Genomic DNA, 25,338 nt, shown 5'->3' on the forward strand with positions numbered 1-25,338 from the left:
GTCTCGTTTCGGGTAGACTTCATAGTAAGCGCCTCCTGATGGGTTTTTAGGACTCCGATCCCTTACACCCCCATCATACGAGGCGCCCTTGTTTTTGTCTAAGTCGAAAACTTAGCGAATACAGGAATGTTAAGGAACAGGGGGATGGATACGACGACTCTCTCCTTGAACCACAAAGGCTCCGTCCTAAGCCACTTAGTACTGATGCTGTCTAGTACGCGTTCAGTGGCGTACTAATACCAAAAGCGCCGCTCCCGGACAACAGGGGACGGCGCTTTTATTTTAACGTGACTGCGGGAATGTTTGGACTTCCGGCCGCTGCCCGTCTATAGATTTCTAATTGTAACCAATTCAATCTGCGGCGCCCGCAGCAACATGCCCAAGCTTGCCTGGGGCCAGCATGAGATACAGCTCTTGAATCTGTTCCCCGCTTTTGTCCACGGTCAGGCAGAGCACTGCCTTGATCTCCCCTTGCTGCTTGAACACGAGATTCTGCTCTCCATTGATCATGGCAAAGGAAATCTCCCACTCCCGCATCTTCCGCAGAACCCGCTTCGAGGTCAGCAAGGCCAGCACACCCTTACGCCCAACCATAGGTCTGAGAATAGTTTGTACCTCCTGCCCGCCGCCGTCACCGACAAGCACTGGCTGCTCGGCAAGCAGCTTCAGCATTCCGCCGACATCATAGGCGGTAAAAGCTGCGGTGAACCGGCGCAGCAGCGTCTCTCTGGACGTACCGGAGCCCGGTGCGGCTGACACTGGCAATGGCTGCTTGGCCTGAATCGTCCGCTTGGCCCGGCTGTAAATCTGCCTGCAGTTGCTCTCGGACTTGCCGACCATCTCCGCAATGGCATCATAATCGTACTGAAAGGCCTCTCTCAGCACGAACACGACTCTTTCGGCAGGCGACAGCCGCTCCAGCAGCACTAAAAAAGCGTACGAAAGTGTATCCTTCCGTTCTGCCGCCGCTTCCGGCCCGTCGTAAGGCTCGCTCACCGGTTCAGGCAGCCATTCTCCGATGTACGTCTCTCTACGGCTGCGCGCCGAGCTGAGCAGGTTCAGACAGCGGTTCGTAATGCCTTTGGCTACATAAGCCTTCATGTTGAGAATTCCGCTGCGGTCCCGCCGCTGCAGCTCTGCAAAACAATCCTGCACAGCATCCTCCGCATCAGCCACCACCCCCAGCATTCTATAGGCAATCGAAAATGCGTACCTATAATAGCTGCGGTACAGCTTCTCCAGGCTCAAAACCGCCCTCGTATCTATCCCAGCACCAAGCTCACCGTCCCGGTCCTTCACCTCCGTACCTCCTTTAGTTAAAACATCCCGGATACATTCCAGTCGATATGGCGATCCGGTTCCAGCTATTGATGGTGTTGATCACCATAATCCAGTCCACGAATTCCTCCTGGCTGAAATGCTCCATAACCTTGTCATACAAGGCTTGCGGCACACCCGCCTGACTGATAAGAGTAACCGTCTCAGCAAGCTCCAGCAGCGCTTTTTCCCGTTCCGTAAAGAGCGGCACCTCTCTCCAGACGCTCAGCAGCAGGATATGATCGGCATAATCGCCCAGCTTCAGCAAATCCTTCGCATGCATATCAATACAGAAGGCACAGCCGTTGATCTGGGAGACCCGTATCTTCACCAATTCATATAATACCTTATCCTTGATACGCCCGCCCGCATGCTGCTCTAGTGTCATCATTGCCCGAAAAGCTGGTTCATTAGCCGTTCTGTAGTTAAACCGTAAACTCATCTTCATCGCCTCCATAATATGTGTACATACTGGAGACAACATAGCGTCCTGATTTGTGACAGACCTATGCTTTTATTGCTCTTTTGGCTCTCTTAATGGTGATCATCCGCCAGCCTGTAAGCAGCGCCGACACCAGGCAAATAACCGATGAAGTCAGGAACACGGCATGCATCCCGGAGAGAAAAATATCCGGACGGCCCGCGATCAGACCGGTTACCCGGTAGCCCGCCCTGCTGCTCATTACATTGAACAGAATTGAGGTGGCGATGGTGATGCCGACTACCATGCCGACATTGCGGACCAGTGAATTGACGCTGCCTGCCGACCCAAGCTGTGTGCGCGGCACAGTGGACATAATCAGCGAATTGTTGGGTGACATGAACAAGCCGCTGCCGGTCCCGAGCATGGCAATCCACACACCTGCAAGCACAACCGGACTGCCGTCATGCAGGCGGGCCAGGCCGAATTGGGCGATGACCATTACGATCAGCCCGGCGAAGGTAAGGAATTCGGAACCGATTTTATCCGACAACGCCCCGCTCAGAGGAGCGATGATAACCATACAGATCGGGAACAGCATCAGCAGAAAGCCTGCATAGAATGGCGACAGATTCAGCATGTTCTGCGCATAGAACGGGGCAATAATATTGAAGCAGAAGTTGGCCACGAAGACCAGAAATGCGCACAGGATGCTGAGCGAGAACAAAGGATTCTTGAACAGGGACAACTGGAGCAGCGGATGAGTCCGGCGCAGTTCCACTATGATAAAAGCAATAAAAGCTGCGGCTGCAGCAATCAGCGACGAGAGAATCCGGCTGTCTCCATATCCGAGCTGTTGTCCGAGCAGCAGTCCGGCAAACAAAGCAACAATAAAAACGGCAAACAGCAGGCTGCCGGGAACGTCAATTTTGGATTTTACATGGATCAGGTCCTTCGGCAGCACCTTCCACCCAAGGGCAATGGCAATAAGTCCGATTGGAACATTGACCCAGAAAATATACTCCCATCCCAAGGTAGAGACGATGATTCCGCCCAGGCTTGGCCCCGCAATACTGCCGAGTGATACGAAGGTTCCGATCAATCCAAGCGCCTTGCCCCGTTCAGTGGACGGGAAAATATCCGTAACAATCCCCTGGCTGTTAGCCATCGTCATCGAGGCGCCGATAGCCTGAATGATCCGGGAAGCAATCAGGAATGGCAGATTCGCACTTAGGCCGCAGAGCAGCGATCCAATGATGAAAATCACCGTGCCGATTTTGAAAATTCTGATCTTGCCGGCGATATCGCCCAGCTTTCCGAAGAACAGTATGACGGAGCAGATCGCCATCAGATATCCTGTCGTTACCCACTCCACCTGCGCTATCGGCAGCCCAAGCTCCTTCACAAGCACAGGCAGGGCAATATTTACAATGCTGCCGTCCAGCGTAGACATGAAGGTGAACAAATTAAGTACGATCAGAATGATCCAGCGCTTCTTCTGAATCGCCGCATCCTCCTGATAGGTTGCACTGATTGAACTCATACGCAAGCACCTCTGACATCAAATTTTCCGAAAAAATATAGTTGCGTCCGCAACAAAATAACAAACCCAGTGTATCACAACATAGTTGCACGCGCAACTACTTTACTGTAGTATTTTGGATGAAAGGCTAATGACCGAAAATAATCAATCAAAGAGGTGCGCATATTGAACTCGAACAAGGAACCTATCGGCAAGCTGCTTTCCCAGCTAACCCGGCAGAGCCAGAAATTCCTCACCAAAGAACTGATGGATTACGGAATCGGCAGCGGCGGACAGCACACCTTTCTCAAGCTGATCGTGAACCAGCCCGGCATTACGCAGGAGCAAATGACCACCGAGTTGAAATTCGATAAGGCCACTACCGCCCGCTCCGTTAAGCATCTTGAGCAATCGGGCTATGTCGAGCGCCGAACCGATCCCAAGGACCGCCGTTCCTCCCTGCTCTATCCGACGACCAAAGCGATTGAGTTCGCTCCGGTCCTTCAAGAGATTCTGAATGAGCTAAACCGCAAGCTTGCAAGCGGCCTAACCCCAGAGGAAGTGGACACTCTCATTATGCTGCTCCAAAAGATCAGCAGGAATTCCGCGAATCTGTAATCGATCATAAATATGTTTTCATGTAGCGAATATAGACTGTCTACGGGATTAGGTGGAAAAAGGATCACTAATTAACGTGTTACAAGCGTTGTTATCCGAAATAAACGAAAAAACTCCCGTTAATTCTTTCAATAGGACCACTAAAGGCTAGAAATAGTAAAAATAGTGGGAGAAATTCCACTTCAAGTCACATTTCACCTGGTTAGATAGCAAATAAGTGAACAAATTCCCAATAAATATTGCTGGCCCAGGGGACGCCTATACCGGATGTTTTCTTTGCCGAATATTCAAAAACAGGTTAAAATGTAAAGCAATATGAGGTGTTTTCAGAAAGGAGTCATGATCTTGTCAATTGCAAGTGTAAAAGAACATTTCCGCCGTGTAGGCAGAGTGCAGGATGTGCGTGAATTTGCCACCTCCAGCGCTACTGTAGAGATGGCCGCAGCGACCATTGGCGTGATTCCTGCCCGGATTGCCAAGACCCTCTCCTTCCGGGGAGCGGACGAACAGGCCATTCTCGTTGTAGCCGCGGGGGATGCCAAGATTGACAACAAGAAATTCCGGGAACGCTTCGGCTTCAAGGCCAGAATGCTGACTCCTGAAGAAGTGCTGGAACAGACCGGTCACGAAATCGGCGGGGTCTGCCCCTTTGGACTGGCTCATGAGCTGGAGGTCTACCTGGATGTGTCGATGAAACGGTTCACCACGCTTTTCCCGGCTTGCGGTAGCACCAATTCCGCGATTGAGCTGACCTGCGATGAGCTGGCAATGTATTCGGGGAGCAAGGACTGGGTCGATGTCTGCAAGGGCTGGAATGAGGACGAAACGCCGGAATTTGAGGAAGGAACAACACAGTGAACAACAAAATGGACAAAAGCAGGCCGGAATCCTCATTCACGGGGACTCCGGCCTGTTTCCTATTTATTCAAATTCTTGCTCTCCACGATTTGCGTAACTTCCTTGGTAATGATGTCGCCGCCCATGCTCTTCCACTTGGCTACGAAGAGATCGAAATCGCTCAGCGGTGAATCGCCGACAATAATGTTCAGGAAGGTCTCGCTCTCGAGCGTTTGCAGCTCGGACCAATTCCGCTGCATATGCAGCGTACTTCCGTAAAAGATACTACGAACTTTCTCAATGGCGGTCGAGGATAACACGGCGACTCCGTATTTGTAGGCGTTGGCCGCCTTCCAGCCCTCCAGATTTTTTTTGGGCTGCTCCTCTTCGGTAAGCCAGTGGTTATAGAGCAGCTTTGTGTCCGGGTCCAGAGCACCCGGATCAATTTTGCCGTGCAGTGCCTGCTGCATATCCGAATAATGCTTCTCTATGGCCCCGGAATAATCAATCAGCAGGTCGAACGGGTAATAGGCCCGGGGCTGAATGCCGGTCTGCGCAGAGAAGTCATCAAGCTGCTTGACCGCCTCCTGATTAGGGTCCCTTCTCCGCTCCAGCCGGGTAAAAACATTCAGCAGCTTCACCACAGCTTCGGGATGCTCATAGCCTTTGCGCACGACCAGATAGCGGTCCGTGACCGGAGCCATGTGCGTTATAAAATTGCCCGCTGCATCAAGCGGTGCGGCATATGCCCGCCATTCCGCCTTGGTATCGAGAGCCACCGCCTCCGACAGCGGATAGAAGGGCATCCACCACGGACCGAAGAACATCCCTGACTTGCCGGAGATAATCGGCTCCTGGGTTTCTTTGTAAAGGGCAAAATCCGGGTCGATCAGCCCCCGCTTGTACCAATCGGCCAGCTTAGCCAAGGCCATCTTCGTCTCCGGGGTAATCGAGCCATAGACAATATTGCCCTGGCTGTCCTTGATCCAATTGGTCGGAAACGCATGAAAAGCGCTAAACACGGAATCCAGGCCGTTGACATGGGGTTTCGTGCCGTACACGATATTTTTGTACGCGCTGAGGCCAATCGTATCACGCTTGCCGTTGCCGTCCGGGTCGCGTTCAATGAAAGCCTTGGCGATCCGCTCAATATCCTCAAAGGTATGCGGAGCGGGAAGCTCCAGCCGGTCCAGCCAATCCTGCCGGACCCACAGCAGCGAAGGCGAATCTGCATTGATCGCCACATTCGGCAGGCCGTACAGCTTGCCGTTCCGGGTTGCGTCGCCCAGCGCTTCACCTTGGGTGGAATCATACATATCCTTGATCAATTCGGACCCGTACTGCTTGTATGTCTCGGTCAGATCCGCAATCATATCGCTGTCAATCAGCTTCGCTAATTGATCCCTGTCAACGACCATCGCATCGGGCAGATCATTGCTGTCAATCGCGAGCTGCGCTTTTTGCGTGTACGGCTCTTCGCCTTTCGCTTCCCAGGAATGAATGACCTTGATATTCGTCAGGCTCTCCAAATAACGGGAGATCGGATTGTTGTCGTTGCTGTCTCCCGTATTCAGGCGGGAATCCGGCACCTTGAAGCCAATCCGCATCACAACCGGCTCATCATATTTGCCATAGGCGGCTGAGTCTGCACTATTCGCCGTATTTGTCCCGCCCGTTGCCTTCGCATCCGGCACTCTGCCCTCGCGGCAGGCGGAGAGAGACAACATCGCCACAGCAAGGAGAACATATTTAGCCGCTTTGTTCACCGCTCAATCCCCTCCGCACGATATTCGCTCGGCAGCTTGCCCACGCGTTCCCGGAACAGCCTGCTGAAATAACGGTCATCTTCAAAGCCTGATCTGCCGGCAATTTCGCATACCGGATAATGGGTCTCCAGCAGCAGCGATTTGGCCAGCTCCAGCCGCATCCCCCGCAGACTCTCGCCAAAGGTCTCACCGGCAAAACGGGCAAAACACTGGCTGAAATACCCTCTGCTCATGTTGATCTCGGCAGCGACATCCCCCTGATTGATCTTGTCTCCGGCATGGCTCCTCATATAGCGGACCGCACGGATCAGGCAGAACATCACCTCTTTGCTCAGCCCCAGCTCAAGCATCCGCCGCTGCGCAAACCCTGAGAACTGCCGCAGCCAGTTTTTCCAGTGCGACCAGCTCAGGTTGCCTGCAGCCAAATCTTTCAGCTGTGCCGTTTCTTCAGCCTTCAGAATTAGCCCGTTCCATCCGTGCAAAAGTGCATAACCAAATTCTGCAATTCTGTCCTGCCCGGGCTGCTGCCGCTGCACATGAGTGATGAAAGTCTCCCAAGCCTCCCGGTCCAGCGCCCAGCGGAGATTCAGCGCATGCTCCAGTGCATCTTCTCCGGTTATGGGCAGAAGCTCCTCTGCCGCTATCCTTTTCAGCTCAGCATAGTCCAGCCTGGCCGGCTCCCCGGTCCCCTCATAATAAAAAAGCGCATGGTGCGCCGCTTTGTCCAGCACCTCCTCTACCTCCTGAAGCTGCCGGTCCTTCAATCCGCTTACCAGCGCCGCCGTCCAGCGTCCGCCAAGAACGCTTTTGAGCTCCCGGCCGGCCTCCTCCTCCGTAAAACGCCCAGGCAGCGGGGTGAGCCACATGTTCTTCAGCGCAAGCAGCGGATTATTCTTCACGATAGAGAGCCGGAACAGCTCCTCTTCATTGCCATGATGCCCCAGTGGAAGATAGAGCAATCCCTTGTCCGCAGCCACCGCCTTACCCTCTCCGCGCGCGAGCGATTCACGGGCACGGTCCTCCCATTTCACCCGTTCGACCAGACGGCGGATCGTTTCGTCTGCGTTTTCAACCTCCAGCAGCGTTTTGACAATATAATCGACCGCTCCGAGACGCAGCGCCTCCTGCACGTAATCAAATTCATGATGGCAGGTCAGCACGACACAGCGGATCGCAGGAAAACGCATGCGCACCTGCCGGATCAGCTCAAAGCCGGTCATGCCAGGCATTGTAATATCGACAAACAGCAGATCCGCCTCCTGCTCGCGGAGCAGGGCCAGCGCGGCATTGCCGTCCCCGGCCTCACCGACGATCACCACCCCGAAGGACGCCCAATCAATCAGCGAGATGAAGCCTTTGCGCACCAGGCGCTCGTCATCGACCACAACAGCTTTAATCATCGAAGTCCTCCTTGCTTTTGATGGGTATGATTATGATTACGCTTGTTCCTTCATCTGTTCCGCTGAGAATTTGCAATGTAACTTGCTCTCCGAAATAGGTCCTCAGCATACGTTTTACGTAGGAGAAGCCGATGCCCAGCCCCCGCTTCCCCACCACTCCATCCGTAAGAAGCTCCTCAATCTGGGCCTCACTCATGCCCGTACCGTTGTCCTTTACACACAGCCGTACTTCTCCCGGGCTATGGGCCGTAATAATGACATCCACTTTGCCGTTGTCGCTAAGGCCGTGATAGATTGAATTCTCCACGAGCGGCTGCAGCAAAAACCGCGGAACTGCTGCGCTCAGCACGGTCTCATCTGCCTGCACATTGAACTCGAACTCATAATCATAACGGATACGCTGCAGCTCCATGTAATTGCGGATTGCTTCAATTTCCTCACCGATGGTGACAATAATACTCATCTTGCCAAGGTTGTAGTGCAGCACCTTCACCAGCAGTGTGACCAGCTTGTCGATTTCCTTCTGCCCGTTCAGCCGGGCAAGCCACTGCACCGTATTCAGCGTGTTATGGAGAAAATGGGGGTTGATCTGGCTGAGCAGCTTCTCGATCTCGAACTGGCTTTTCTGCTTCTCATTGCGGGCGACGGCCAGAATCAGCTCATTGACCTGATCCTTCATCTGCTGGAAGTTGCTCAGCACAAAGTCGAACTCCTCTACATTGGTGTATGCAACGGGAACCGTTACATTCTCCGCCATGCGGATAATCTCCAGGTTCACCTTGCGCAGAGGGCCGTAGATCCGCTTCCAGATGAGCCAGGCCAGAAATCCGGCAAAGAGCAGCGTGGACAGGGCGAGCAGGATCATTTTGTAGAACCAGGTATAAATTTCGCTGTTAAATACCGATTTCTTGACCACCGCCACCAGCTTCCAGCCCTGCGGACTTTCATAGCGGAACAGATGATAGCCGTCAAGCTCTTCATGCGCTGCCCCCGGATTCTTGCCGGCTGCGGCAACAATCCGCTGCGGTAATTCACCGTCAATCGTCTGGGTCACGCTGCCGCTCTGATTGACCAGCAGATGATTCACCTGCATCCCGTAGGCCTGCTGATTAAAAATTTTGCGCAGCAGACTATAGTTCGTCTCCAGATAAATGTATAGCTTATGCTGGCCGTTCACCCGGACAATCCGCTGCTCGGAGAAGACAACATTATCGCCGACCGCGTACATCGTTTGGTGCGGCCCGTAGTAATCAGCCCCGTTATAATGCATGAAGGGAGGGAGCTTGCTGATTTCAAAACCCCGCCGTGTGCTCATATTGGTGAACAGCACCGGATCATCACTGCCCGGCATGATATAGGCGGTTAGGCCAATGTAGGGGTTGGTGAAATTGACCAGATTGATCTTCTGGTTAATCGAATTCATGATCTGCGATTTACGGTAGATTTGCTTCTCCTCCAGAAAGGAGGACATTTCCTGCACGATCTGACCATCCAGCGCGAACTGCTTGGAAGCGAAATCAAGGTTGTCGATGGCGTTCTCCAGGCTGAGCGCCTCCTGCCGCAGGCTCGCGCTGATGCCGCTTCCGATTTTGCCGGAAAGCACGGAATAAATCGAGGTATACGATACAATGCCGACAATGAGCAGCGGCAGCATTGTACCGACCAGCAGGTACATCACCAGAGTTGTCCGCAGCGATCTGCCTGCCGGAGCATGCCTTACCGCCTTCCTTCTCAACATCCGCAGCTCCCTCTTCTCCATTTATGAAAGCGTTTCATTCACTGATCCTAGAATACCAGAATTAATCGCAAACGAACAGAATAAGGCAGAGCAGCTCCATCACCGCCCTGCCTTGCTCCTGCCCTTCACACCTGCTTATTTCACGCTTTTGCGGGCTTCGAACAGCTCTTCCGCTTTCTTAACCGAGAAGTCCATCACTTCGGCATAGCCGAGACCGTTCACCTTGTCATGCATTTCTTTGTTCAGCTTGTCGAATTCGGCCTGATCCTTGGCAAAGACCATTTTCCAGGAAATCTGCTGGATGACCGTACCGATTTGTTTATTTTTCTGCTCCAGTGTTTTGTCCATCGTCAGCGGCTCTTTGCCTGTAAAGCCCTGAGGCGCAACGGCGAGCAGATTATTTTTCTCAAAATATTCCTTCGGCGTCAGCACGCCCATCTTTGCTCTCCAGTCGCTGTCGAGCTTCGACGGGTTGCGTTCCAGTGAGGTTTTCCACAAATTGTGGTCAAACGGTTCATTCGTCTGCGGATTCACCATCGCCGGAACAACAAAGGAGAAGTTCATCTGATTTGAGCCGTAGTAGTAGTCGCCGCCGCCGTATTCGTCAGGAACCTTGGTGTTCTGCTGATCGGCATACGCTTTCCAGCCAAAATCAGTCACCACCGGCTTGCCGCTGCTGTCAATATCCCAGGTCAGCCCCTTCGGTCCGTTCGGAACCGCCGTTCCGCTGCCTGCCGAGATCATCGCACCTTCCGGGGTGTACATCCAGTTGATGAACTCCATAATCCGCGCCGGGTCCTTGGCCTTCGCGCCGATAGCGATAATACCGTTGCCGCCGTAGACATTGAAGCCTGTGGAGTACATCAGCTCATCCTTGAATGGTACAAGTGCGAAGCCTTTGCCTGCGGCCGTTCTTTCCGGTGTATTGTAGTTGGCAGCGCCCAGCCACGGGAACCAGGAGAAGAGCAGCCGGCCATCCTTGTATTTGGCTACCACATCGTCGAACTTCTGTGTCAGCGAGTCAGGATCAAGCATGCCCATTTGATTGGCCTCAAAGTACAGCTTCAGCGATTTCATATACCAGCTATCCTCGGAGAGGAAGTCATAGTATTTCTCTTCATCTGCTTTGACGTACAGCGCAGTGTCGGGAATTTCGTCATAGCCCATCATGTTAGCGAACTGCTTCGCCAGCGTCATTTTATAGTTGCCGTCCCAGTCGGACCAGAGCGAGAAGGCATAGGTTTTTTTGCCCTGCTCATTTTTCGGCTCCAGCTCCTGCATCTTCTTCAGCACTGGCAAATAATCCTCGATCTTGCTGATTTCCGGCGCACCGATTTGCTGGTACAAGTCCCAGCGCAGGTCCGGTCCCCAAGTCATATCCTTACCTTCGGACGGCCCAGACGGGTTAGTGGCTACGCTATTCCCGATGCCGAATATCGCACTGCCGCCCCCAAAAGCAACCTTTGCCTTCTCAATTGCTTTCGGGAACTGCTTCGTAATATCAGCGCCGTATTTATCCAGCAGGCCATCCTTGGTCCAGTCGAGCAGCAGGTTGCCCTTGATCGCATTCGGATAATGGTTCTTGTCATCACCGAAGACGATAATATCGCCAAGGTCGCCGGAGGCCATCATTGCCGAAATTTTCGTGTCACCGCCGGTCAGATTGGAGGCGACGATATCCAGCTCGATGTTGAACTTGTCTTTGATGATCTTGGCGAACCAGCCGGTTTGCGGACCTGCGTAGTTGGCCGTGGTTGAGAATACCGTCAGCTTCAGCGGTTTGGAATGGTCGAGCGTCCCATCGCTTGGCGCCGTGGTTTCAGCCGCTTTATTTGTTGCCTCAGCTGCAGGCTTATCCGTGCTCTCCGCCGTATTTGCCTTGCCTGAATTTCCGTTCCCTCCGCCGCACGCTGCCAGCACAAACACCATGATTGCCGTTAGCAGAATGAGCGACATTTGTCTGAACCTCATTGCTTCATACCCCCTAAAAGTTTTGTTAAGCCTAGTCTTCTTGAATCACTTCGCAAAACTCGCTTCGAAAGCATACACTTAAGTTTTGTTAAGCCTATGCCTTACGGACCGGTCAGCCCTTGACTGCGCCGATCATAATGCCCTTGACGAAAAAACGCTGAAAAAATGGATACACAATCAGAATCGGCAGCACGACGATCATCGTCACCGTCATACGAACTGAAGTCGGCGTCTGCATGTTCTGCACACTGGCCGCCATGTCCGGGGAACTGCGGATAAGTGCCGCCAGCGAGCTGGACTCGTTCAAATACCGCCAGAGCAGGAACTGCAGCGTAAAATATTTGGTGTCTGTCATCAGGAACGCCGTATCCACGAACGAGTTCCACTGATTGACTGCCGAGAAAATCGTAATCGTCGCCAGGATCGGAGTTGTAAGCGGCACGATGATGCTCCAGAATGACCGCAAATAACCCGCCCCGTCGATCGCCGCCGATTCCTCTAGTGAAGGCGGAATGGCCTCAACGAAGGTTTTGACCAGAATGATATTGAATGGAGTAATAATTGTCGGCAAAATATACGCCAGATAGTTGTTGGTCAGATGCAGGTTGTGCATCGTAATGTACCAGGGAATCAGCCCTGCGCTGAAATACATCGTAACCACAATGCTGCGGTACCAGATCTGCCGGCCCCACATCTCTTTTTTGGTGAACAAATAGCCAAGAAATGCGGAAGCGCCAACCGTCAGGAGTGTGCCGACCACAGTCCGGTAGACCGACACCAGCGCCGCGTGGCTAAGCCCGCTGATCCGCAGCACCTTGGAATAGTTGTCGAAATGAATCTGCTGCGGATAGAACTTGATATACCCCGCCGCACTGAGATCGTTCGAGCTGATCGTATTGATAAACAGATAATAGAATGGGTAGATACAGCTCAAGGTAAATATCCCAAAGAGCACATAGATGATTCCCTGGAATAGGACATCGCCGGTTTTTAGCTTTTTACGCAACTGGAATCACCGCCTTTAAATGATAGACTCATCGCGCACAACCTTAGACAGCGTATTGGCCCCAAACAGCAGAAGGACACTGACGACCGACTTCAGCATGCTGACCGCCGTGGCGAACGGAAAATTGTTGGCAAATGCGATATTGTACACATATAAATCCAGCACCTCAATCGCATCCTTGTTCATCGCATTCTGGAAGGCAAAGTACTGCTCCATGCCGTTATTGACAAAGTTGCCGATGGAGAGCAGCAGAAGGACGAAGAAGGTCGGGATGATGCCGGGAACGGTGATATGCCAGATTTTGCGGAACCGGCTCGCGCCGTCCACCTCTGCCGCTTCGTACAGCTCCTGATCAATCCCCGCAATCGCTGCCAGATAGAGAATTGCTCCCCAGCCCAGTGACTTCCACCAATACCAGGCAATCATCGTTACCCAGATATGCAAGCTGGAAGCGAGGAAATTGAAGCCTTCATCCACAATGCCCAGCTGCACCAAAAAATTGCTCACTACCCCGTTGTCTACGGAGAACAGCGAAAATGCCAGCGCATACACCAAAATCCAGCTGATAAAATTCGGTATCGTCGTCAGCGTCTGCACCATTTTGCGGTACCAGCCTGCCCGGATTTCTGTCAGCAGTATCGCGAAAATCACAGGGAAGATTGAGGTGATCAGCCCAAGCGAGCTCATTGCCACTGTATTTTTGAGCACCCGCAATACTTCCTCAGTCTGCGTCGGATTGGCGACAATGGTCTTGAACCACTTCAGCCCGACATACGGCGTGTCCGAGAGCGGAATGCCCGGGATGAAATCATAGAAGGCATAAATCCAACCGCTGATCGGCAAATAGTAGAAAATAAAGGTCACAACAAGGAACGGAAGCGCCATGAGAAACAGCTTATGTTTGTTCTGCAGCTTCCTGCGGGATGGACGGACCGGTTCCACACCGCGAAGCAGCTCGCCAGAAGGTACCCCCATATTGAAATCTCCTCTATCCAGATTTTTGTTTACGCTTTCATTCTAAGGGAAAAATCGCTGCCGGCGGGAGGGAGGACAGATTGCCCTTCTGTGAGAGTCGTAAGACAGCTTCAGACCATTTTCACAGGCCAGCGGACCATTTTCACGTTCGAAAAAAAGAAAAGGAGCCGCTCATCCGCAGATTTCTGCAAATGAACAGCTCCTTCTTTTTTTCGCTTACTCAGCAGCCATCTTATTCGTTAAACATCCCAGCTTCTCGATCTCCACCGTAACCTCGTCACCCGGCTGCAGATAAATCTGCTTCTCCGGCGGATACCCCATAACAACACCCTCTGGAGTCCCGGTAAGGATAATGTCTCCCGGAGAAAGCGTCATGCAATGGGAGATGTAGCTGACAATCTGCCTGCAGTCAAAGATCATATCCGAGGTATTGGATTGCTGCCGCACTTCCCCGTTCACCGAACACTGGATATTCAGCAGGCCGGGATCGCCCACCTCATCCTTGGACACTACATAAGGACCAACCGGTGCAAACCGGTCGCAGGATTTGCCTGCAAGCCACTGGCTGGTGCGCGTCTGCAGATCCCTGGCGGACAGATCATTGGCGGCAAAATAGCCGAATACCGCATCCAGTGCCTCTTCCTCGCTGACGTTCTTGACTGTCCGGCCAATGACAATGCCCAGCTCCGCTTCATAATCCACCTTCTGTGTGGAGCGCGGAAGCGGCACTTCATCGCCGTGACCTGCCAGAGCGTTCGCGAACTTGCTGAACAGAATCGGGTATTCCGGCAGCGGCATTCCCGTCTCTTCAGCATGTCTGCGGTAATTCAGCCCGATGCAGATGATTTTGCCGGGATCGGCCACGCAAGGAGCGAATTCCAGAAGCTCTTCATTTCTGTAAAAGGACGCAACCCCCTCATCGCTCAGAGGCAGGCGGTCCACGAACTCACGCAGGCGGCGCAGCGCCTCTTCCCCTCCATCCAGCACTTCTCTCAGTGTTATGGGCGGAGCCGCTGCCGCTCCTGCCGTCATGGCGCTTACCGCTGCTGCCACATCCAATATGCACTCGTCTCTTTTTACGCCTAACCGCAATTCCCCTGATTCCCAAAAGTTCAAAAGACGCATTCCGCACTTCCCCTCTCCGCTATTAGTCGCAGCCTGCGAACAGATTAGCTCTTACTCCCTTGATTCCAGGGTTAGCCTTGAACAGTCCGCCTGCCAGCGGCCAACGCTGCAAGTCCTCCTGGCTCATGCCGCTGCGTGCCGTGGTGATATATAGCTCGTCCAGATTGTCGCCGCCAAAGACGCAGGAGGTTACAAGATTTGCCGGAACCTCGATCTTTCCGATTTGCTCTCCGGTATGCGGATTCCAGCGCGAGACACAACCGCCATTCCAGTGAGCCACCCAGATCATGCCTTCGCTGTCAATGGTCATTCCGTCCGGTCCGCCTGTCCCTTCCGGGAAATGAACGGCTGCCCGGCGCCCGCTTACCGTCCCGTTATGGAGATCATAATCCAGCACATCCACACGCCGGGTCAGCGTATCTATGTAGTACATCAATCCACGGCTGTCATCCCAGGCCATCCCGTTGGAGATGCCTATGCCGGACAGCACCTGCCGCACTTCTCCTTCAGGCTCCATCACATACAGGCTTCCCGCATCCTTTTTGCCCTCCATGCTCATCGTACCGAACCACAATCTGCCTCTGCTGTCGCATTTGGCGTCATTCAGCCGGTTGCCGGGAAGGCCGGTCTCTACCGCCGACAGCAATTCCAGCGGCTGATCCTCCTTGTACCGGTAAATCCCGTCCTGCAGCGCCAATACCCAGCCTCCACCAGTAGCCGGAACGGCTGCGCTGACCATTTGGTCGAAGGCATAGATCCTCTCGCCGCGCGTCTTCACATCATAAGTCCGCAGCTCCTTGCCCTCAATATTGACCCAATGTAGTCTGTCCGCCTCCGGGTCCCAATGGGCGCCTTCGCCAAGCACTGCCTTTGCGTCAAGCACCAGTTCAGCCTGCTCTATCTCGATCAATGAAAATCCTCCTAAACACACTCCAGAATATGTCACTTCCCTTTCATTCTACCTGCGTGGGAATTAATTATCTACTATCATCCAATATGACAGACGGTTATCCAGTTTGGCATGATATGCTGAAGGCAACAACTGACAGAAGAGGTGTCCTATGAAATATGAATGGAAAAAGCAAGACAAAACGCTCTATCTCCCCGCTGCCGAGCCGGCGCTGATTACCGTGCCCGCCCATAACTACTTCATGCTCCGGGGTGAGGGCAATCCCAATGGCGAAGCCTTTGCCGAAGCAGTCGGAGTGCTGTATTCCCTTTCTTATGCCATTAAGATGCTGCCCAAAAAAGGTCCGGCACCGGAAGGCTACTATGATTACAGCATTTTCCCGCTGGAAGGCATCTGGGATTTAAGTGAAAAAGGACGCAAAGAAGCCGTCCTCAACAAGGACGAGCTGGTATACACGCTGATGATCCGGCAGCCGGATTTTGTCACCCCCGGACTTGCCGCTGAAATTATCGGGAAGGTGAAAATCAGCAAACCGCACCCTCTCTTAAATATAGCCGCCTTCGGCAGCTCCGAAGACGGCTTAAGTGTACAAATGCTGCATGTCGGTCCTTTCGACGAGGAGCCGCATAGCTTTATGAGGATGGAACAATACTGCATAGATCAAGGGCTGCGGCGGTTATCCAAGACCCACAGGGAAATCTACATCACGGACGCCCGCAAGACGCAGCCGCAGAAGATGAAAACCGTGCTGCGCTTCCAGGTATCCCGGGAGAACTAGCAGATTATTGCTGCAAGCTGCCAAGTCTCTATCCCTCAACCCCAGCCAGCTCTAGTGTCCCGCTGGCACATTGCCCTCCGCCGACGCATCCATCTTCTGGCGGCCCATGAAGCAAGCAGCCACTAGCGCCAGCAAGGCCGGAATCATGGCCCAGAGAAAGGTGCTGGTGATGGAGTAAGACAGCCCGCTGGTAATCTTGTTCAGAACCTCAGGCGGAATCTGGGCCCGTGTCCCCGGGGACAGCAGCGCATGCGGATCTTTGAAATTCATTGCCATGCCAGCAGCATCACCGTTATTTGAAGAGAATACCTCTGCCAGTCTTGAGCTGAGATAATGGCTCTGAATGATGCCGAAGGTTGTAATCCCGATGGTCATGCCCAGTGAACGGAGGAAATTCAGCGTTGCACTGGCCGAGCCGCGCTGCTGTGGCGTCAAGCCATGAATCGCCGCCGTGCTGAGCACTGAGAACGATGCGCCGATACCGAGCCCGATGAAGATCATGTACAGTGTGACGAGCAGACGCGAGGATTCCGGGGACAGTGTTGCCACAAGGCCCGTCCCCACTACCAGCAACACCAGAGTCGGGACCAGCAGACGGCGGTAGCTGGTCTTGGCCATCAGGAATCCTCCTGCTGTAGCCGTAACGACCGAGCCGACCATCATCGGCAGCAGCACCAGCCCTGAATTCGTGGCCGAGCCGCCAAGTACACCCTGAATGAAGATAGGGATATACACTGAAGCAGCAATAAATGCCGCACCGCTGAATAAAGCACACAGGATGCTGGTGGCATACAGTCTTTTTCTGAACAAGGCAAACGAAATAATCGGCTCCTTTGCCTTGGTCTCTGCGAAGAGAAACAGCACGGTCAAGACGGCAAAAGCTGCGAACAAGCCCAGTATGAGCGCAGAGCTCCAGGCGTACTCTTTGCCGCCAAGCTCCAGTGCGAACATCAGGCTGATTACCGCGCCAAGAAGTGTTCCCGCACCCAGCCAGTCAATCGGATGCTTGGAGTGCTCCACCGACTCCCGGTAGAAGCTGACGACCATCACCAAGGCTATCAGCCCGAGCGGCAAATTGATGTAGAATACCCACTGCCAGGCGATATGGTCGGTAATGTACGCGCCAAGCAGCGGTCCAAAGATGCTAGACAGCCCGAAGACCGCACCAAAAGCTCCGCCGAGCTTGCCGCGTGTCTCCAGCGGAACGGCGTCGAACATGATCGCAAAAGCAATCGGCACCAGCGCGCCGCCTCCAATACCCTGAATGGCCCGGTAAACGGCCAGTTGGGTAATGGTATCCGCCGTACCGCACAGCGCCGAGCCGCCCATGAACACAATAATCCCGAAGATAAAAAACCTTTTGCGGCCGTACATATCCGAAAGCTTGCCAAAGATCGGCATTCCAGCCATCTCAGCTACAAGGTACGCAGAGGTAACCCAGACGAATTTGTCCATCCCGCCGAGTTCACCAACAATATTGCCCATCGCTGTAGCGACGATAGTGCTGTCCATGGAGGCCATAAGAATCCCCAGCAAAAGACCGGCAATCACGACGCCCAGATTGGGCGTTTTTTGGGCTGAGCTCACAGACTCCACTCCTTTATATCTTTTTTCTCATTAGTTAGTTACTTTTCACAGCTTTATCCGGTAGTTTACATTGGCGTTCTCATGAATCTCCAGCGATTCACGGTATTCCACCACATCAATATCACAGCCCGTGCCGATGATGACCCGGTTCCCTCTGACCATTCCCGCATGTGTTCCCTGAAGTTCCACCTCGTCACCTTCAATTAGCCCAGCCGAAAAGCTGAACCGGCCCGGATGCATCAGCGCTCCGCCAATTTTGCGTTTGATTGTAATGCTCCCGGCTCTGGCTTCAGCGGCACGGCTGGGACCAAACAGCGACAGCTCCACACTCTCCGCACTCAGCACTCCTTCTACCTGAAGCGCACCCGTCAAACGGATTTCCTCGGCCTCGCAGTCCCCCGCTACGGACAAGCTTCCGGTTAATTTGATCTCTTCAATGCGAAGATCGCTATCTGCCCGAATCTCTCCTTGTCCACTCAAGGATTCACCGTCAATTCTTCCCTTCACAGTGCATTCTCCGGTCAGCTTCATCTGCTCCATCCGCAAATTGCCATGAACCTGGGTTTCTCCCATCAGCTTCAGCTTTTGACAGTCCACATCACCATTAAACCTGCATTCTCCCATCACCTTCACATCCAAAAAGCTTCCGCCACTCATAGTAGAATTACCCAGAACCTTCAGATTTCTGCGCGCTGCTGTCTCATTCACCGATCTTCACCTCCTGTCCTACTACTGCTCCGGGATGCACAGTCAGTCCGGTACGGTATTCCACCCGCCCGATGCTGCTCCCTTGCCCGATAATCACTATGTTGCCTCTTATAACCTCGGCTGTGGTGCTCTCCACATCAATAAAATCTCCCTCAATACACCGCACATTCAATTCCGGTCTGAGCTTCGGGATAAGGCTGCCCGCCAGCTTGTTCAAGCCCCATGGGCTCCCTTGACGAACAACCAGGCTCTCCACATGTATCCCCTTCATCTTGGCTTGCCCCTGCAGCTTGAGATTCACACGTCCCGCGCTGAGCAAGCCGTCAATCGTAATCACTCCGTCGCCGGTGAAATCCTCCAGTTCGCAGTCGCCCTTGACATTGATGACCCCGTTCAGAGAGCAGCTCCCGCCCTGCAGACCGCCTTCAACCGTTAGCATCCCGTCGTTCTTTATGGTATCTGCCTGCAGGCCGCCTTGTATTTTCAGGTTCCCGCTCACCTCCATTTCCTCCACCGCCAGACTTCCGCCGAGCTTGATAAGACCGTTGCCTTTAAAAGTTCTCGCTGTCACCGGTCCATTAATCCGGCCTACCCCATCCAGAATGACATTGTTGTACAGCCCACCAGCCGCACCGCCTACTCCCGAAAACTTTAAATCCGGCACATTTCCTTTGTCCATAACCAGCATCCTCCCTGATTTTACAAGCTCACTGCGTTCGTCTCCTATTCCGCAATTAAGATTGTATTCCATGTCAAAAGAGCGGACCTCCGCCTGAAGGATGATTTCAGTTCGGTCGGCGAACGTATTTGCTGCTTATTTGGGAATTTCATAATGGGGTCTGGTCGCAACTGCGGGGAATGTTTGGACTTCCAGCCGCTGTTATGGTTGGATTTCCTGATTTAAACCGCTGTTCGCGATAGAAATCCAACCATAAAGGCGGACGCGTTCGCTCCTCCAGTTCCAAACTTCCCCTCCGTCACTTCTGCCCTTGTATGGTTTTTTCCTAGTCTACTTAACAATCTCAAAACAAGTATGATATGATTGATAAGAACAAATGTTCTTATTTCGGTTGTAAAAACATTCCTTTTATTACCCTATATATACAATCGGAGGAGAGAGGAGAAAGAACATGAGTGAAGCAACTCACATTTATGACTTCTATAGAAGAGAGATCTATCGCATAGGGTGGAGGGTCCAATACCAGGCGAAGAAGGTCAGAACCAGAGAATGCCCTCTGTATGATTACGAGCCTTCGAATATCAATTTTGCCGCCATTTCCGAACAAAAAATATGGGTAGAGCAGCTTATGCAGGATTTACCTCCTCAAGGAAAAGTGATCATCGAAAAAATATATCTGAAGGGCCTTACCGAAGCGGAAGTGGCCAAGCAGCTAAATATCAGCCAACAGGCGGTGAACAAATGGAAACGCAAAATGATCCACCAATTATCTCAGATCTCGAATTGCTAGAATTGCTGCAGGCAGCCAAGCAAAAGGATACTTTTGCGATGCTAAAGCTCATCGAAATTTATAATGAAGATATTTTGCGCATCAGCCAATACATCAAAATGCCCAAAGAAGACGCCATTTCTGCAATTATTGTTGAATTTCTGGATTTGCTTCAAGCAACTGAGGTGCCTGCGGGGTTATGTAATCAGGAAGATTCACTGTAATTTTTGACAATTCGAAAAAGAGCAGACAAGTCCCTGTCAAGGAACTGTCTGCTCTCATTGTCTGCTGCTTATCTAAAATTCAAAAGATTCACTCCGCTGGCTTGTCCACACTGGAAGCTGCTGCTACCGGTTCGTTCGCCGTATCGTCAGACTCTTCCGCAGCGGCAGGCGGTGCAATTCGTACGATCAGCGTATCCTCAGGGGTGAGGATTTCCCAGCCTTCGTGCTTAGGAAGATCGGACACGAGCAATTGATCGCCAATCTCCAGACCGCTGATATCCACATCAAAAGTGGCAGTCAGCTTATCCGGCAAGGTGCGGATATCCAGCTCATGAAGTTCGACCTGCTGGACGCCGCCGTTCTTCACGCCGGCAGGCTCCCCGCTGAAATGGAAAGGAACCTTAGTATGGAGTTCAGCCTTCATGTCAATCTGGTGAAGATCCACATGGATCAGCTTGCGGGACAGCGGCTGGCGCTGAACTTCCTGAATCATCACATTTTTCGAGCCGGAGTCCGGTAATTCTACCGTAAGGATAGCATGCGGGTTTTTGCCCAGAATCTCGTTCAATGTTTTGGCTTCGGCTGCAAAGGACTGGCTATCTGAACCTGCACCGTAGACGACAACCGGTACAAAGCCTTTGCTCCGCTGTGAAGACGACGATCCGGATCTTTTTGTCAAACGTACTGTGGTATTCATGATAATTCCTCCTAAAAGTTTTGTTAGCATACGCACCCGGTCAGCATCTTACAAAACTGGCTTCGGGAGCATACGCTTAGTCTTGTCAGCTTAGCTGCATAGAATGATCTTCGAACAAAACTAGCTTCGGAAGCATGGCTTGGGTTTTGTCAGCATGGCTACATAATGGTCATCGAACAGAACGGGCTTAGGAAGCGTAGGCTTAGTTTTGTCAGCTTAGCTGCACTCGGTAGTTCCTCCAACAAAAAGCAAAGACCGATTAGATGTGTAGGTCTAATCAGTCTCCTTTTACCCATATTTGCCTACTGTGGGACAAGTATAGCACTGTGGACATAGCAAGTCAAAATAGGGGGATTTTCAATTTTAATCCAGATTTCTTTAAACTAAATGGCAGGCCACAAAATGTCCGCCGCCAGCGTCACGAAAGTCCGGAATTTGCGCCTTACAGATTTCCAGGGCAAATGGGCAGCGGGTATGAAATTTGCAGCCGGAAGGCGGATTGGCCGGGCTTGGGATATCTCCCCTCAGCACAATCCTCTCCCGCTTCAGCTTAGGGATAGGCACGGGAACCGCCGAGAGCAGCGCCTTGGTGTAAGGATGCAGCGGACTGTGGAACAGCTCGTCCCGGGGAGCAGTCTCCACCATAGAACCAAGATACATAACTCCTATCCGGGAGCATAAATGCTCCACCACGCTGAGATCATGGGAGATAAATAAATAAGCCAGCCCTTTGCTGCTCTGCAGCTTGCTGAACAGATTGATGATCTGCGCCTGAATCGACACATCCAGCGCCGACACCGGCTCGTCAGCAATGATCAGCTCCGGATTCAGAATCAGTGCCCGGGCGATCCCGATCCGCTGGCGCTGGCCGCCGGAGAATTCATGCGGAAAGCGGTCGATATGGTAGGAGGACAAGCCGCAGGCCGCAAGTGATTCCAGCACCAGCTCCCGTACCTCATCCTTGGAGCATAATCCATGATCCAGCAGGGCTTCTCCGATGGCATCGCCTACCCGCACGCGCGGGTTCAGCGCACTGTAGGGGTCCTGGAAGATCAACTGCATCTTCGGCCGCAGCAGGCGCAGCTCCGCTTGGGAGAGGCTATGGATATCGACCCCCTTGAACTTTACCTCGCCGTCTGTTTTTTCGGTCAGCCGCAGAATCGTGCGGCCGACTGTACTTTTCCCGCTGCCGGATTCCCCGACAAGACCAAAGGTTTCACCCGGCTGCAGCGTAATGCTGATATCATCTACAGCCCTTACATGTCCTACCGTGCGGTTCAGCAGTCCCTGTCTGACAGGAAAATATTTCTTGAGATGATTCACTTCAAGCAGCGCTTCAGACATGGGCCTCCACCTCCTCATACAGCCAGCAGGCAACCTTTTGCCCGCTGCCTTGCTCCTTCAGCTCTGGCTGACGGCTGCGGCAGACCGGCATACAATCTCCGCAGCGGTCATGGAAATAACATGAGGCTTCAAGCTCAAGCGGATTCGGCACCTGGCCCGGAATGGAATACAGCTCCTCCAGACGCTGGCCCACCACCGGCTTCGATTTCAGCAGCCCCCTCGTATAAGGATGCTTGGGATTCTTGAACAGCTCCACAACCTCCCCCTCCTCGATGATTTTGCCGGAATACATCACGATAACATAATCGGCCATTTCGGCAACCACGCCGAGATCATGGGTGATCAGCAGAATGGACATCCCGGAGCTTTCTTTAAATTCCCGCAGCATATCGAGGATTTGCGCCTGGATGGTCACGTCAAGCGCCGTGGTCGGCTCATCGGCAATGAGCAGCTTCGGATTACAGGAGATAGCAACGGCAATCATAATCCGCTGCAGCATGCCCCCGCTTAATTCATGGGGATAGCTGTCAGCGATCTGCTCAGGCCGCGAGATGCCGACCTGCTTAATCAGCTCAATCGCCCTTTGACGCGCTGCTTTCTTTTTCATTTTCAGATGCACCATCAGCGGCTCCATAATCTGCTCAGCGATCTTCATCACCGGATTGAGCGAGGACATCGGCTCCTGAAAGATCATGGCGATATCATTGCCGCGGATCGTTCTTAGCGTATTCTTATCCAGCTTCAGCAGATCTTCTCCCGCAAGCTCAATTTTTCCGCCGGTCACCTTCCCGCCAGGCTCCTCAACGAGGCCCATAATCGACATGGCGGTTACACTTTTTCCGCAGCCGGATTCTCCGACAATACAGACCGTCTCTCCTTCGCGGACCCGAAAGCTTACATTGTCAACGGCTGTTACCTTTCCTTCTTCCGTATAGAACATGGTGCTGAGACCTTCTATATTCATTAAATGCTTCATCTGCTGCTGGCCACCTACCTCTTCTGTTTCGGATCAAGCACGTCTCTGAGGCCGTCACCAAATATATTTATGGCAATAACCGTGGCAAAAATCGACAAGCCCGGCGGAATCCATAGCCAAGGATGATCCTGGAAATCTATCATATTGTTCGCTGCGTCAATCATATTGCCCCAGGTCGGCGTAGGCGGCATTACCCCCAGGCCGAAAAAGCTCAGCACCGACTCACTCAGAATCGCCCCGCCAATATTGAGTGTAGCTATAACGATCAGCAGCGGGACCACATTCGGCAGCAAATGGTTGAAAAGCTTCCGCCGGTCGCGTAGGCCCAGCACAGTAGCCGCCTGCATGAATTCGCGCTCCCGGAGGCTGAGCATCTGTCCTCTCACCATCCGGGCGAGTCCCGGCCAATTCACGATGCTCAGCATCAGCATGACGATGTACATCCGGTAATCCGTCGGAACCTTCCATTCCGAGAGCAGCGCCCCGAAGATGAACAGCAGCGGCAGGCTGGGGATCGTCATTAGCAGATCCGCGATCCGCATAATGATCTGATCCGCGATACCACGGTAATATCCGGCAATTGCGCCTAGCAGAGCGCCAATGAAAACAGACAGCACCATCGACGCAAGTCCGACAGTCAGTGAAATCCGACCTGCCTGCATTACCCGGGTCAGAATATCCCTGCCGAGCGCATCCGTTCCCAGCAAGTGCTGCAAATTAGGCGCTTTGTTCATTAGCGCCATATTGATTTTATTGTCGGTGTAAGGCGAGAAGAACGGGCCGATAAAACATAGTGCAAACATAAACAACACAACCCCAAAGCCTGCGACTGCCAGCTTGTTCCTCATTAGCCTTCTCATCGACTGTCTGAACAGTGAAGAAGACTTCAGCGGCTGTACCCCCGGCTTACGAAGCTCAGTTAACTTGCTGTTAGCTGCCAAAACGGCATCCTCCTCCCTATAACCGGACGCGCGGATCGGCAACCCGGTATAGAATATCCGAGAGCAGCGTTCCGATGACGGTCAGAATAGCAATAAACATTGTAAAACCCATGAGTAGCGGATAGTCCCGTAGTCCGAAGGATTTCATATACAATTGGCCAATGCCCGGCCAGTTGAAAATTTGCTCAATGATCAGCGATCCGCCGAACAATGCCGGCAGCTCGAAACCCACCAGGGTAATTGCCGGCAGCAGCGCATTGCGGAGCGCATGGGTGAACAGCACCTTCCGCTCCTTCAGCCCTTTGGCCCGGGCCGTGCGGATATAGTCCTGCTTCAGCACATCAATCATATTGCTGCGGAAATAACGGGTTAATGAGCCGAGGCCAAGCAGAGTCATTACCACAACCGGAAGGGTCATGTGCCGGACGACCTCCTTCACATACGCCAGCCCCGTAGCATTGCTGCCGGTAGTAATCATCCCACCCGGAGGAAGCCACTTCAGATCTACCGCCAGAATCTTGATCAGGAACAGGCCGATGAAAAAGGACGGCAGCGACATTGCGGCAAAGATCGCGACCATGACCAGTGTGTCGAACCAGGAATACTGCTTATAGGCAGAGACCACGCCGACTATTACCGCAATCACCCAGGTAAGAAAGGTAGATACGGCAGCCAGCAAAAAAGAATTCCAGATATAGTCGCCAAACAACTGAAGCACCGGCTTCTGCTGGGCAAGCGAGTATCCGAAATCCCCATGAAACGCATTGTTCATCCAGATGCCATAACGCTCAAGCACCGGTTTGTTAAGGCCGTAGATTTCCCGCAGCTCTGCCTTCCGCTCTGCCGTCAGCTTGATATTTCCTGTAATGAAATCGCCGGGCGTCGAGGCATACAGGCAGAAGATGAGCAGCGAAGCCGCGAACAGAATAATGAGCATATACAGCAGTCTTTTCGTCAAATAGGTACTCATGACCCGCTCCTTATGGATCATCCCCTGCCATCACAGCAGGGGATGAATGTGTTGTTATT

General features: G+C 52.8%; 24 protein-coding genes. 5 read left to right on the forward strand and 19 right to left on the reverse strand.

Annotation, left to right across the window (positions count from 1 at the left end; translation table 11 throughout):
- Nucleotides 1-351: 351 nt before the first annotated feature.
- The 3 genes from AC0LWN_RS26565 to AC0LWN_RS26575 form a co-directional block, all read right to left on the reverse strand.
- A complete protein-coding gene (locus AC0LWN_RS26565) occupies nucleotides 352-1,299 on the reverse strand; it encodes a sigma-70 family RNA polymerase sigma factor (protein ID WP_474670733.1) in 948 nt (315 codons plus the stop codon).
- 13 nt (nucleotides 1,300-1,312) lie between these two features.
- Nucleotides 1,313-1,759, reverse strand: a complete 447-nt coding sequence (locus AC0LWN_RS26570; RefSeq protein ID WP_474670735.1) for a carboxymuconolactone decarboxylase family protein — start codon at nucleotides 1,757-1,759, stop codon at nucleotides 1,313-1,315.
- Nucleotides 1,760-1,823: 64 nt separating this feature from the next.
- Nucleotides 1,824-3,281, reverse strand: a complete 1,458-nt coding sequence (locus AC0LWN_RS26575; RefSeq protein WP_474670737.1) for an MFS transporter — start codon at nucleotides 3,279-3,281, stop codon at nucleotides 1,824-1,826.
- A 165-nt stretch (nucleotides 3,282-3,446) separates the two neighbouring features.
- Between AC0LWN_RS26575 and AC0LWN_RS26580 the strand changes: the two genes are divergently transcribed.
- Both AC0LWN_RS26580 and AC0LWN_RS26585 read left to right on the forward strand, forming a co-directional pair.
- Complete coding sequence (locus tag AC0LWN_RS26580; RefSeq protein WP_474670739.1) at nucleotides 3,447-3,878, forward strand: MarR family winged helix-turn-helix transcriptional regulator; 432 nt, start codon at nucleotides 3,447-3,449, stop codon at nucleotides 3,876-3,878.
- 345 nt (nucleotides 3,879-4,223) lie between these two features.
- Nucleotides 4,224-4,736 carry a YbaK/EbsC family protein gene (locus AC0LWN_RS26585; protein WP_474670741.1) on the forward strand — a complete coding sequence of 171 codons (513 nt, stop codon included), beginning with the start codon at nucleotides 4,224-4,226 and terminating at the stop codon, nucleotides 4,734-4,736.
- 59 nt (nucleotides 4,737-4,795) lie between these two features.
- Here AC0LWN_RS26585 and AC0LWN_RS26590 read toward each other — a convergent pair whose 3' ends face one another.
- The 8 genes from AC0LWN_RS26590 to AC0LWN_RS26625 all read right to left on the reverse strand — a co-directional run bounded on the left by AC0LWN_RS26590 (nucleotide 4,796) and on the right by AC0LWN_RS26625 (nucleotide 15,606).
- Nucleotides 4,796-6,481 (reverse strand): extracellular solute-binding protein, encoded by a 1,686-nt coding sequence (locus AC0LWN_RS26590; protein WP_474670743.1) that lies wholly within the window; start codon nucleotides 6,479-6,481, stop codon nucleotides 4,796-4,798.
- The gene (locus AC0LWN_RS26595; protein ID WP_474670745.1) at nucleotides 6,478-7,881 is read right to left on the reverse strand and encodes a response regulator; all 1,404 of its coding nucleotides are present in this window, start codon (nucleotides 7,879-7,881) and stop codon (nucleotides 6,478-6,480) included. Before AC0LWN_RS26595 ends, AC0LWN_RS26590 begins: the two co-directional genes overlap by 4 nt.
- Nucleotides 7,874-9,619: a sensor histidine kinase gene (locus AC0LWN_RS26600; RefSeq protein WP_474670747.1), complete on the reverse strand. Its 1,746-nt coding sequence runs from the start codon at nucleotides 9,617-9,619 to the stop codon at nucleotides 7,874-7,876. The genes AC0LWN_RS26595 and AC0LWN_RS26600 overlap by 8 nt, the downstream gene beginning before the upstream one ends.
- Before the next feature lie 135 nt (nucleotides 9,620-9,754).
- Nucleotides 9,755-11,590: a type 2 periplasmic-binding domain-containing protein gene (locus AC0LWN_RS26605; RefSeq protein ID WP_474670749.1), complete on the reverse strand. Its 1,836-nt coding sequence runs from the start codon at nucleotides 11,588-11,590 to the stop codon at nucleotides 9,755-9,757.
- A gap of 112 nt (nucleotides 11,591-11,702) precedes the next feature.
- Nucleotides 11,703-12,596: a carbohydrate ABC transporter permease gene (locus AC0LWN_RS26610; protein ID WP_474670751.1), complete on the reverse strand. Its 894-nt coding sequence runs from the start codon at nucleotides 12,594-12,596 to the stop codon at nucleotides 11,703-11,705.
- 15 nt (nucleotides 12,597-12,611) lie between these two features.
- Entirely contained in the window at nucleotides 12,612-13,571 is a 960-nt protein-coding gene (locus AC0LWN_RS26615; protein WP_474670753.1) for an ABC transporter permease, read from the reverse strand.
- A 216-nt stretch (nucleotides 13,572-13,787) separates the two neighbouring features.
- The gene (locus tag AC0LWN_RS26620; protein ID WP_474670755.1) at nucleotides 13,788-14,696 is read right to left on the reverse strand and encodes a fumarylacetoacetate hydrolase family protein; all 909 of its coding nucleotides are present in this window, start codon (nucleotides 14,694-14,696) and stop codon (nucleotides 13,788-13,790) included.
- A gap of 22 nt (nucleotides 14,697-14,718) precedes the next feature.
- Nucleotides 14,719-15,606: an SMP-30/gluconolactonase/LRE family protein gene (locus tag AC0LWN_RS26625; protein ID WP_474670757.1), complete on the reverse strand. Its 888-nt coding sequence runs from the start codon at nucleotides 15,604-15,606 to the stop codon at nucleotides 14,719-14,721.
- 151 nt (nucleotides 15,607-15,757) lie between these two features.
- Here AC0LWN_RS26625 and AC0LWN_RS26630 point away from each other — a divergent pair, with 151 nt between their 5' ends.
- Nucleotides 15,758-16,384 carry a GyrI-like domain-containing protein gene (locus tag AC0LWN_RS26630; protein WP_474670759.1) on the forward strand — a complete coding sequence of 209 codons (627 nt, stop codon included), beginning with the start codon at nucleotides 15,758-15,760 and terminating at the stop codon, nucleotides 16,382-16,384.
- 51 nt (nucleotides 16,385-16,435) lie between these two features.
- Here the strand turns inward: AC0LWN_RS26630 and AC0LWN_RS26635 are convergent, their stop codons facing one another.
- The 3 genes from AC0LWN_RS26635 to AC0LWN_RS26645 all read right to left on the reverse strand — a co-directional run bounded on the left by AC0LWN_RS26635 (nucleotide 16,436) and on the right by AC0LWN_RS26645 (nucleotide 19,358).
- Nucleotides 16,436-17,905, reverse strand: coding sequence for an MDR family MFS transporter (locus AC0LWN_RS26635; RefSeq protein ID WP_474670879.1), 1,470 nt, complete (start codon nucleotides 17,903-17,905; stop codon nucleotides 16,436-16,438).
- A 111-nt stretch (nucleotides 17,906-18,016) separates the two neighbouring features.
- On the reverse strand, nucleotides 18,017-18,679 hold the full coding sequence (locus tag AC0LWN_RS26640; protein ID WP_474670761.1) for a bactofilin family protein: 663 nt from the start codon (nucleotides 18,677-18,679) through the stop codon (nucleotides 18,017-18,019).
- Nucleotides 18,672-19,358: a hypothetical protein gene (locus AC0LWN_RS26645; RefSeq protein ID WP_474670763.1), complete on the reverse strand. Its 687-nt coding sequence runs from the start codon at nucleotides 19,356-19,358 to the stop codon at nucleotides 18,672-18,674. The genes AC0LWN_RS26640 and AC0LWN_RS26645 overlap by 8 nt, the downstream gene beginning before the upstream one ends.
- A 451-nt stretch (nucleotides 19,359-19,809) precedes the next feature.
- On the opposite strand from AC0LWN_RS26645, the gene AC0LWN_RS26650 reads away from it, so the two are divergent.
- Both AC0LWN_RS26650 and AC0LWN_RS26655 read left to right on the forward strand, forming a co-directional pair.
- Complete coding sequence (locus AC0LWN_RS26650) at nucleotides 19,810-20,148, forward strand: sigma-70 family RNA polymerase sigma factor (protein WP_458966711.1); 339 nt, start codon at nucleotides 19,810-19,812, stop codon at nucleotides 20,146-20,148.
- The gene (locus AC0LWN_RS26655; RefSeq protein WP_474670766.1) at nucleotides 20,100-20,351 is read left to right on the forward strand and encodes a hypothetical protein; all 252 of its coding nucleotides are present in this window, start codon (nucleotides 20,100-20,102) and stop codon (nucleotides 20,349-20,351) included. Before AC0LWN_RS26650 ends, AC0LWN_RS26655 begins: the two co-directional genes overlap by 49 nt.
- An 88-nt stretch (nucleotides 20,352-20,439) precedes the next feature.
- Here AC0LWN_RS26655 and AC0LWN_RS26660 read toward each other — a convergent pair whose 3' ends face one another.
- The 5 genes from AC0LWN_RS26660 to AC0LWN_RS26680 form a co-directional block, all read right to left on the reverse strand.
- Entirely contained in the window at nucleotides 20,440-21,048 is a 609-nt protein-coding gene (locus AC0LWN_RS26660; protein ID WP_458966709.1) for a 50S ribosomal protein L25, read from the reverse strand.
- Between the two features lie 378 nt (nucleotides 21,049-21,426).
- The gene (locus AC0LWN_RS26665; RefSeq protein ID WP_474670768.1) at nucleotides 21,427-22,392 is read right to left on the reverse strand and encodes an ABC transporter ATP-binding protein; all 966 of its coding nucleotides are present in this window, start codon (nucleotides 22,390-22,392) and stop codon (nucleotides 21,427-21,429) included.
- On the reverse strand, nucleotides 22,385-23,368 hold the full coding sequence (locus tag AC0LWN_RS26670; RefSeq protein ID WP_474670770.1) for an ABC transporter ATP-binding protein: 984 nt from the start codon (nucleotides 23,366-23,368) through the stop codon (nucleotides 22,385-22,387). The genes AC0LWN_RS26665 and AC0LWN_RS26670 overlap by 8 nt, the downstream gene beginning before the upstream one ends.
- Nucleotides 23,369-23,382: 14 nt before the next feature.
- Nucleotides 23,383-24,258 (reverse strand): oligopeptide ABC transporter permease, encoded by an 876-nt coding sequence (opp4C, locus tag AC0LWN_RS26675; RefSeq protein ID WP_474670881.1) that lies wholly within the window; start codon nucleotides 24,256-24,258, stop codon nucleotides 23,383-23,385.
- Between the two features lie 67 nt (nucleotides 24,259-24,325).
- The gene (locus tag AC0LWN_RS26680; RefSeq protein WP_474670772.1) at nucleotides 24,326-25,279 is read right to left on the reverse strand and encodes an ABC transporter permease; all 954 of its coding nucleotides are present in this window, start codon (nucleotides 25,277-25,279) and stop codon (nucleotides 24,326-24,328) included.
- Between the last annotated feature and the right edge of the window lie 59 nt (nucleotides 25,280-25,338).

This window comes from Paenibacillus sp. sgz302115, assembly GCF_056120445.1.

Bases quoted from the DNA above. Each gene is read 5' to 3' on its own strand.
- AC0LWN_RS26570 (WP_474670735.1), bottom strand. From the start codon at position 1,759: ATGAGTTTACGGTTTAACTACAGAACGGCTAATGAACCAGCTTTTCGG.
- AC0LWN_RS26575 (WP_474670737.1), bottom strand. From the start codon at position 3,281: ATGAGTTCAATCAGTGCAACCTATCAGGAGGATGCGGCGATTCAGAAG.
- AC0LWN_RS26595 (WP_474670745.1), bottom strand. From the start codon at position 7,881: ATGATTAAAGCTGTTGTGGTCGATGACGAGCGCCTGGTGCGCAAAGGC.
- AC0LWN_RS26600 (WP_474670747.1), bottom strand. From the start codon at position 9,619: ATGTTGAGAAGGAAGGCGGTAAGGCATGCTCCGGCAGGCAGATCGCTG.
- AC0LWN_RS26605 (WP_474670749.1), bottom strand. From the start codon at position 11,590: ATGAGGTTCAGACAAATGTCGCTCATTCTGCTAACGGCAATCATGGTG.
- AC0LWN_RS26615 (WP_474670753.1), bottom strand. From the start codon at position 13,571: ATGGGGGTACCTTCTGGCGAGCTGCTTCGCGGTGTGGAACCGGTCCGT.
- AC0LWN_RS26620 (WP_474670755.1), bottom strand. From the start codon at position 14,696: ATGCGTCTTTTGAACTTTTGGGAATCAGGGGAATTGCGGTTAGGCGTA.
- AC0LWN_RS26630 (WP_474670759.1), top strand. From the start codon at position 15,758: ATGAAATATGAATGGAAAAAGCAAGACAAAACGCTCTATCTCCCCGCT.
- AC0LWN_RS26635 (WP_474670879.1), bottom strand. From the start codon at position 17,905: ATGGCCTCCATGGACAGCACTATCGTCGCTACAGCGATGGGCAATATT.
- AC0LWN_RS26645 (WP_474670763.1), bottom strand. From the start codon at position 19,358: ATGGACAAAGGAAATGTGCCGGATTTAAAGTTTTCGGGAGTAGGCGGT.
- AC0LWN_RS26650 (WP_458966711.1), top strand. From the start codon at position 19,810: ATGAGTGAAGCAACTCACATTTATGACTTCTATAGAAGAGAGATCTAT.
- AC0LWN_RS26655 (WP_474670766.1), top strand. From the start codon at position 20,100: ATGGAAACGCAAAATGATCCACCAATTATCTCAGATCTCGAATTGCTA.
- AC0LWN_RS26660 (WP_458966709.1), bottom strand. From the start codon at position 21,048: ATGAATACCACAGTACGTTTGACAAAAAGATCCGGATCGTCGTCTTCA.
- AC0LWN_RS26665 (WP_474670768.1), bottom strand. From the start codon at position 22,392: ATGTCTGAAGCGCTGCTTGAAGTGAATCATCTCAAGAAATATTTTCCT.
- AC0LWN_RS26670 (WP_474670770.1), bottom strand. From the start codon at position 23,368: ATGAAGCATTTAATGAATATAGAAGGTCTCAGCACCATGTTCTATACG.
- AC0LWN_RS26680 (WP_474670772.1), bottom strand. From the start codon at position 25,279: ATGAGTACCTATTTGACGAAAAGACTGCTGTATATGCTCATTATTCTG.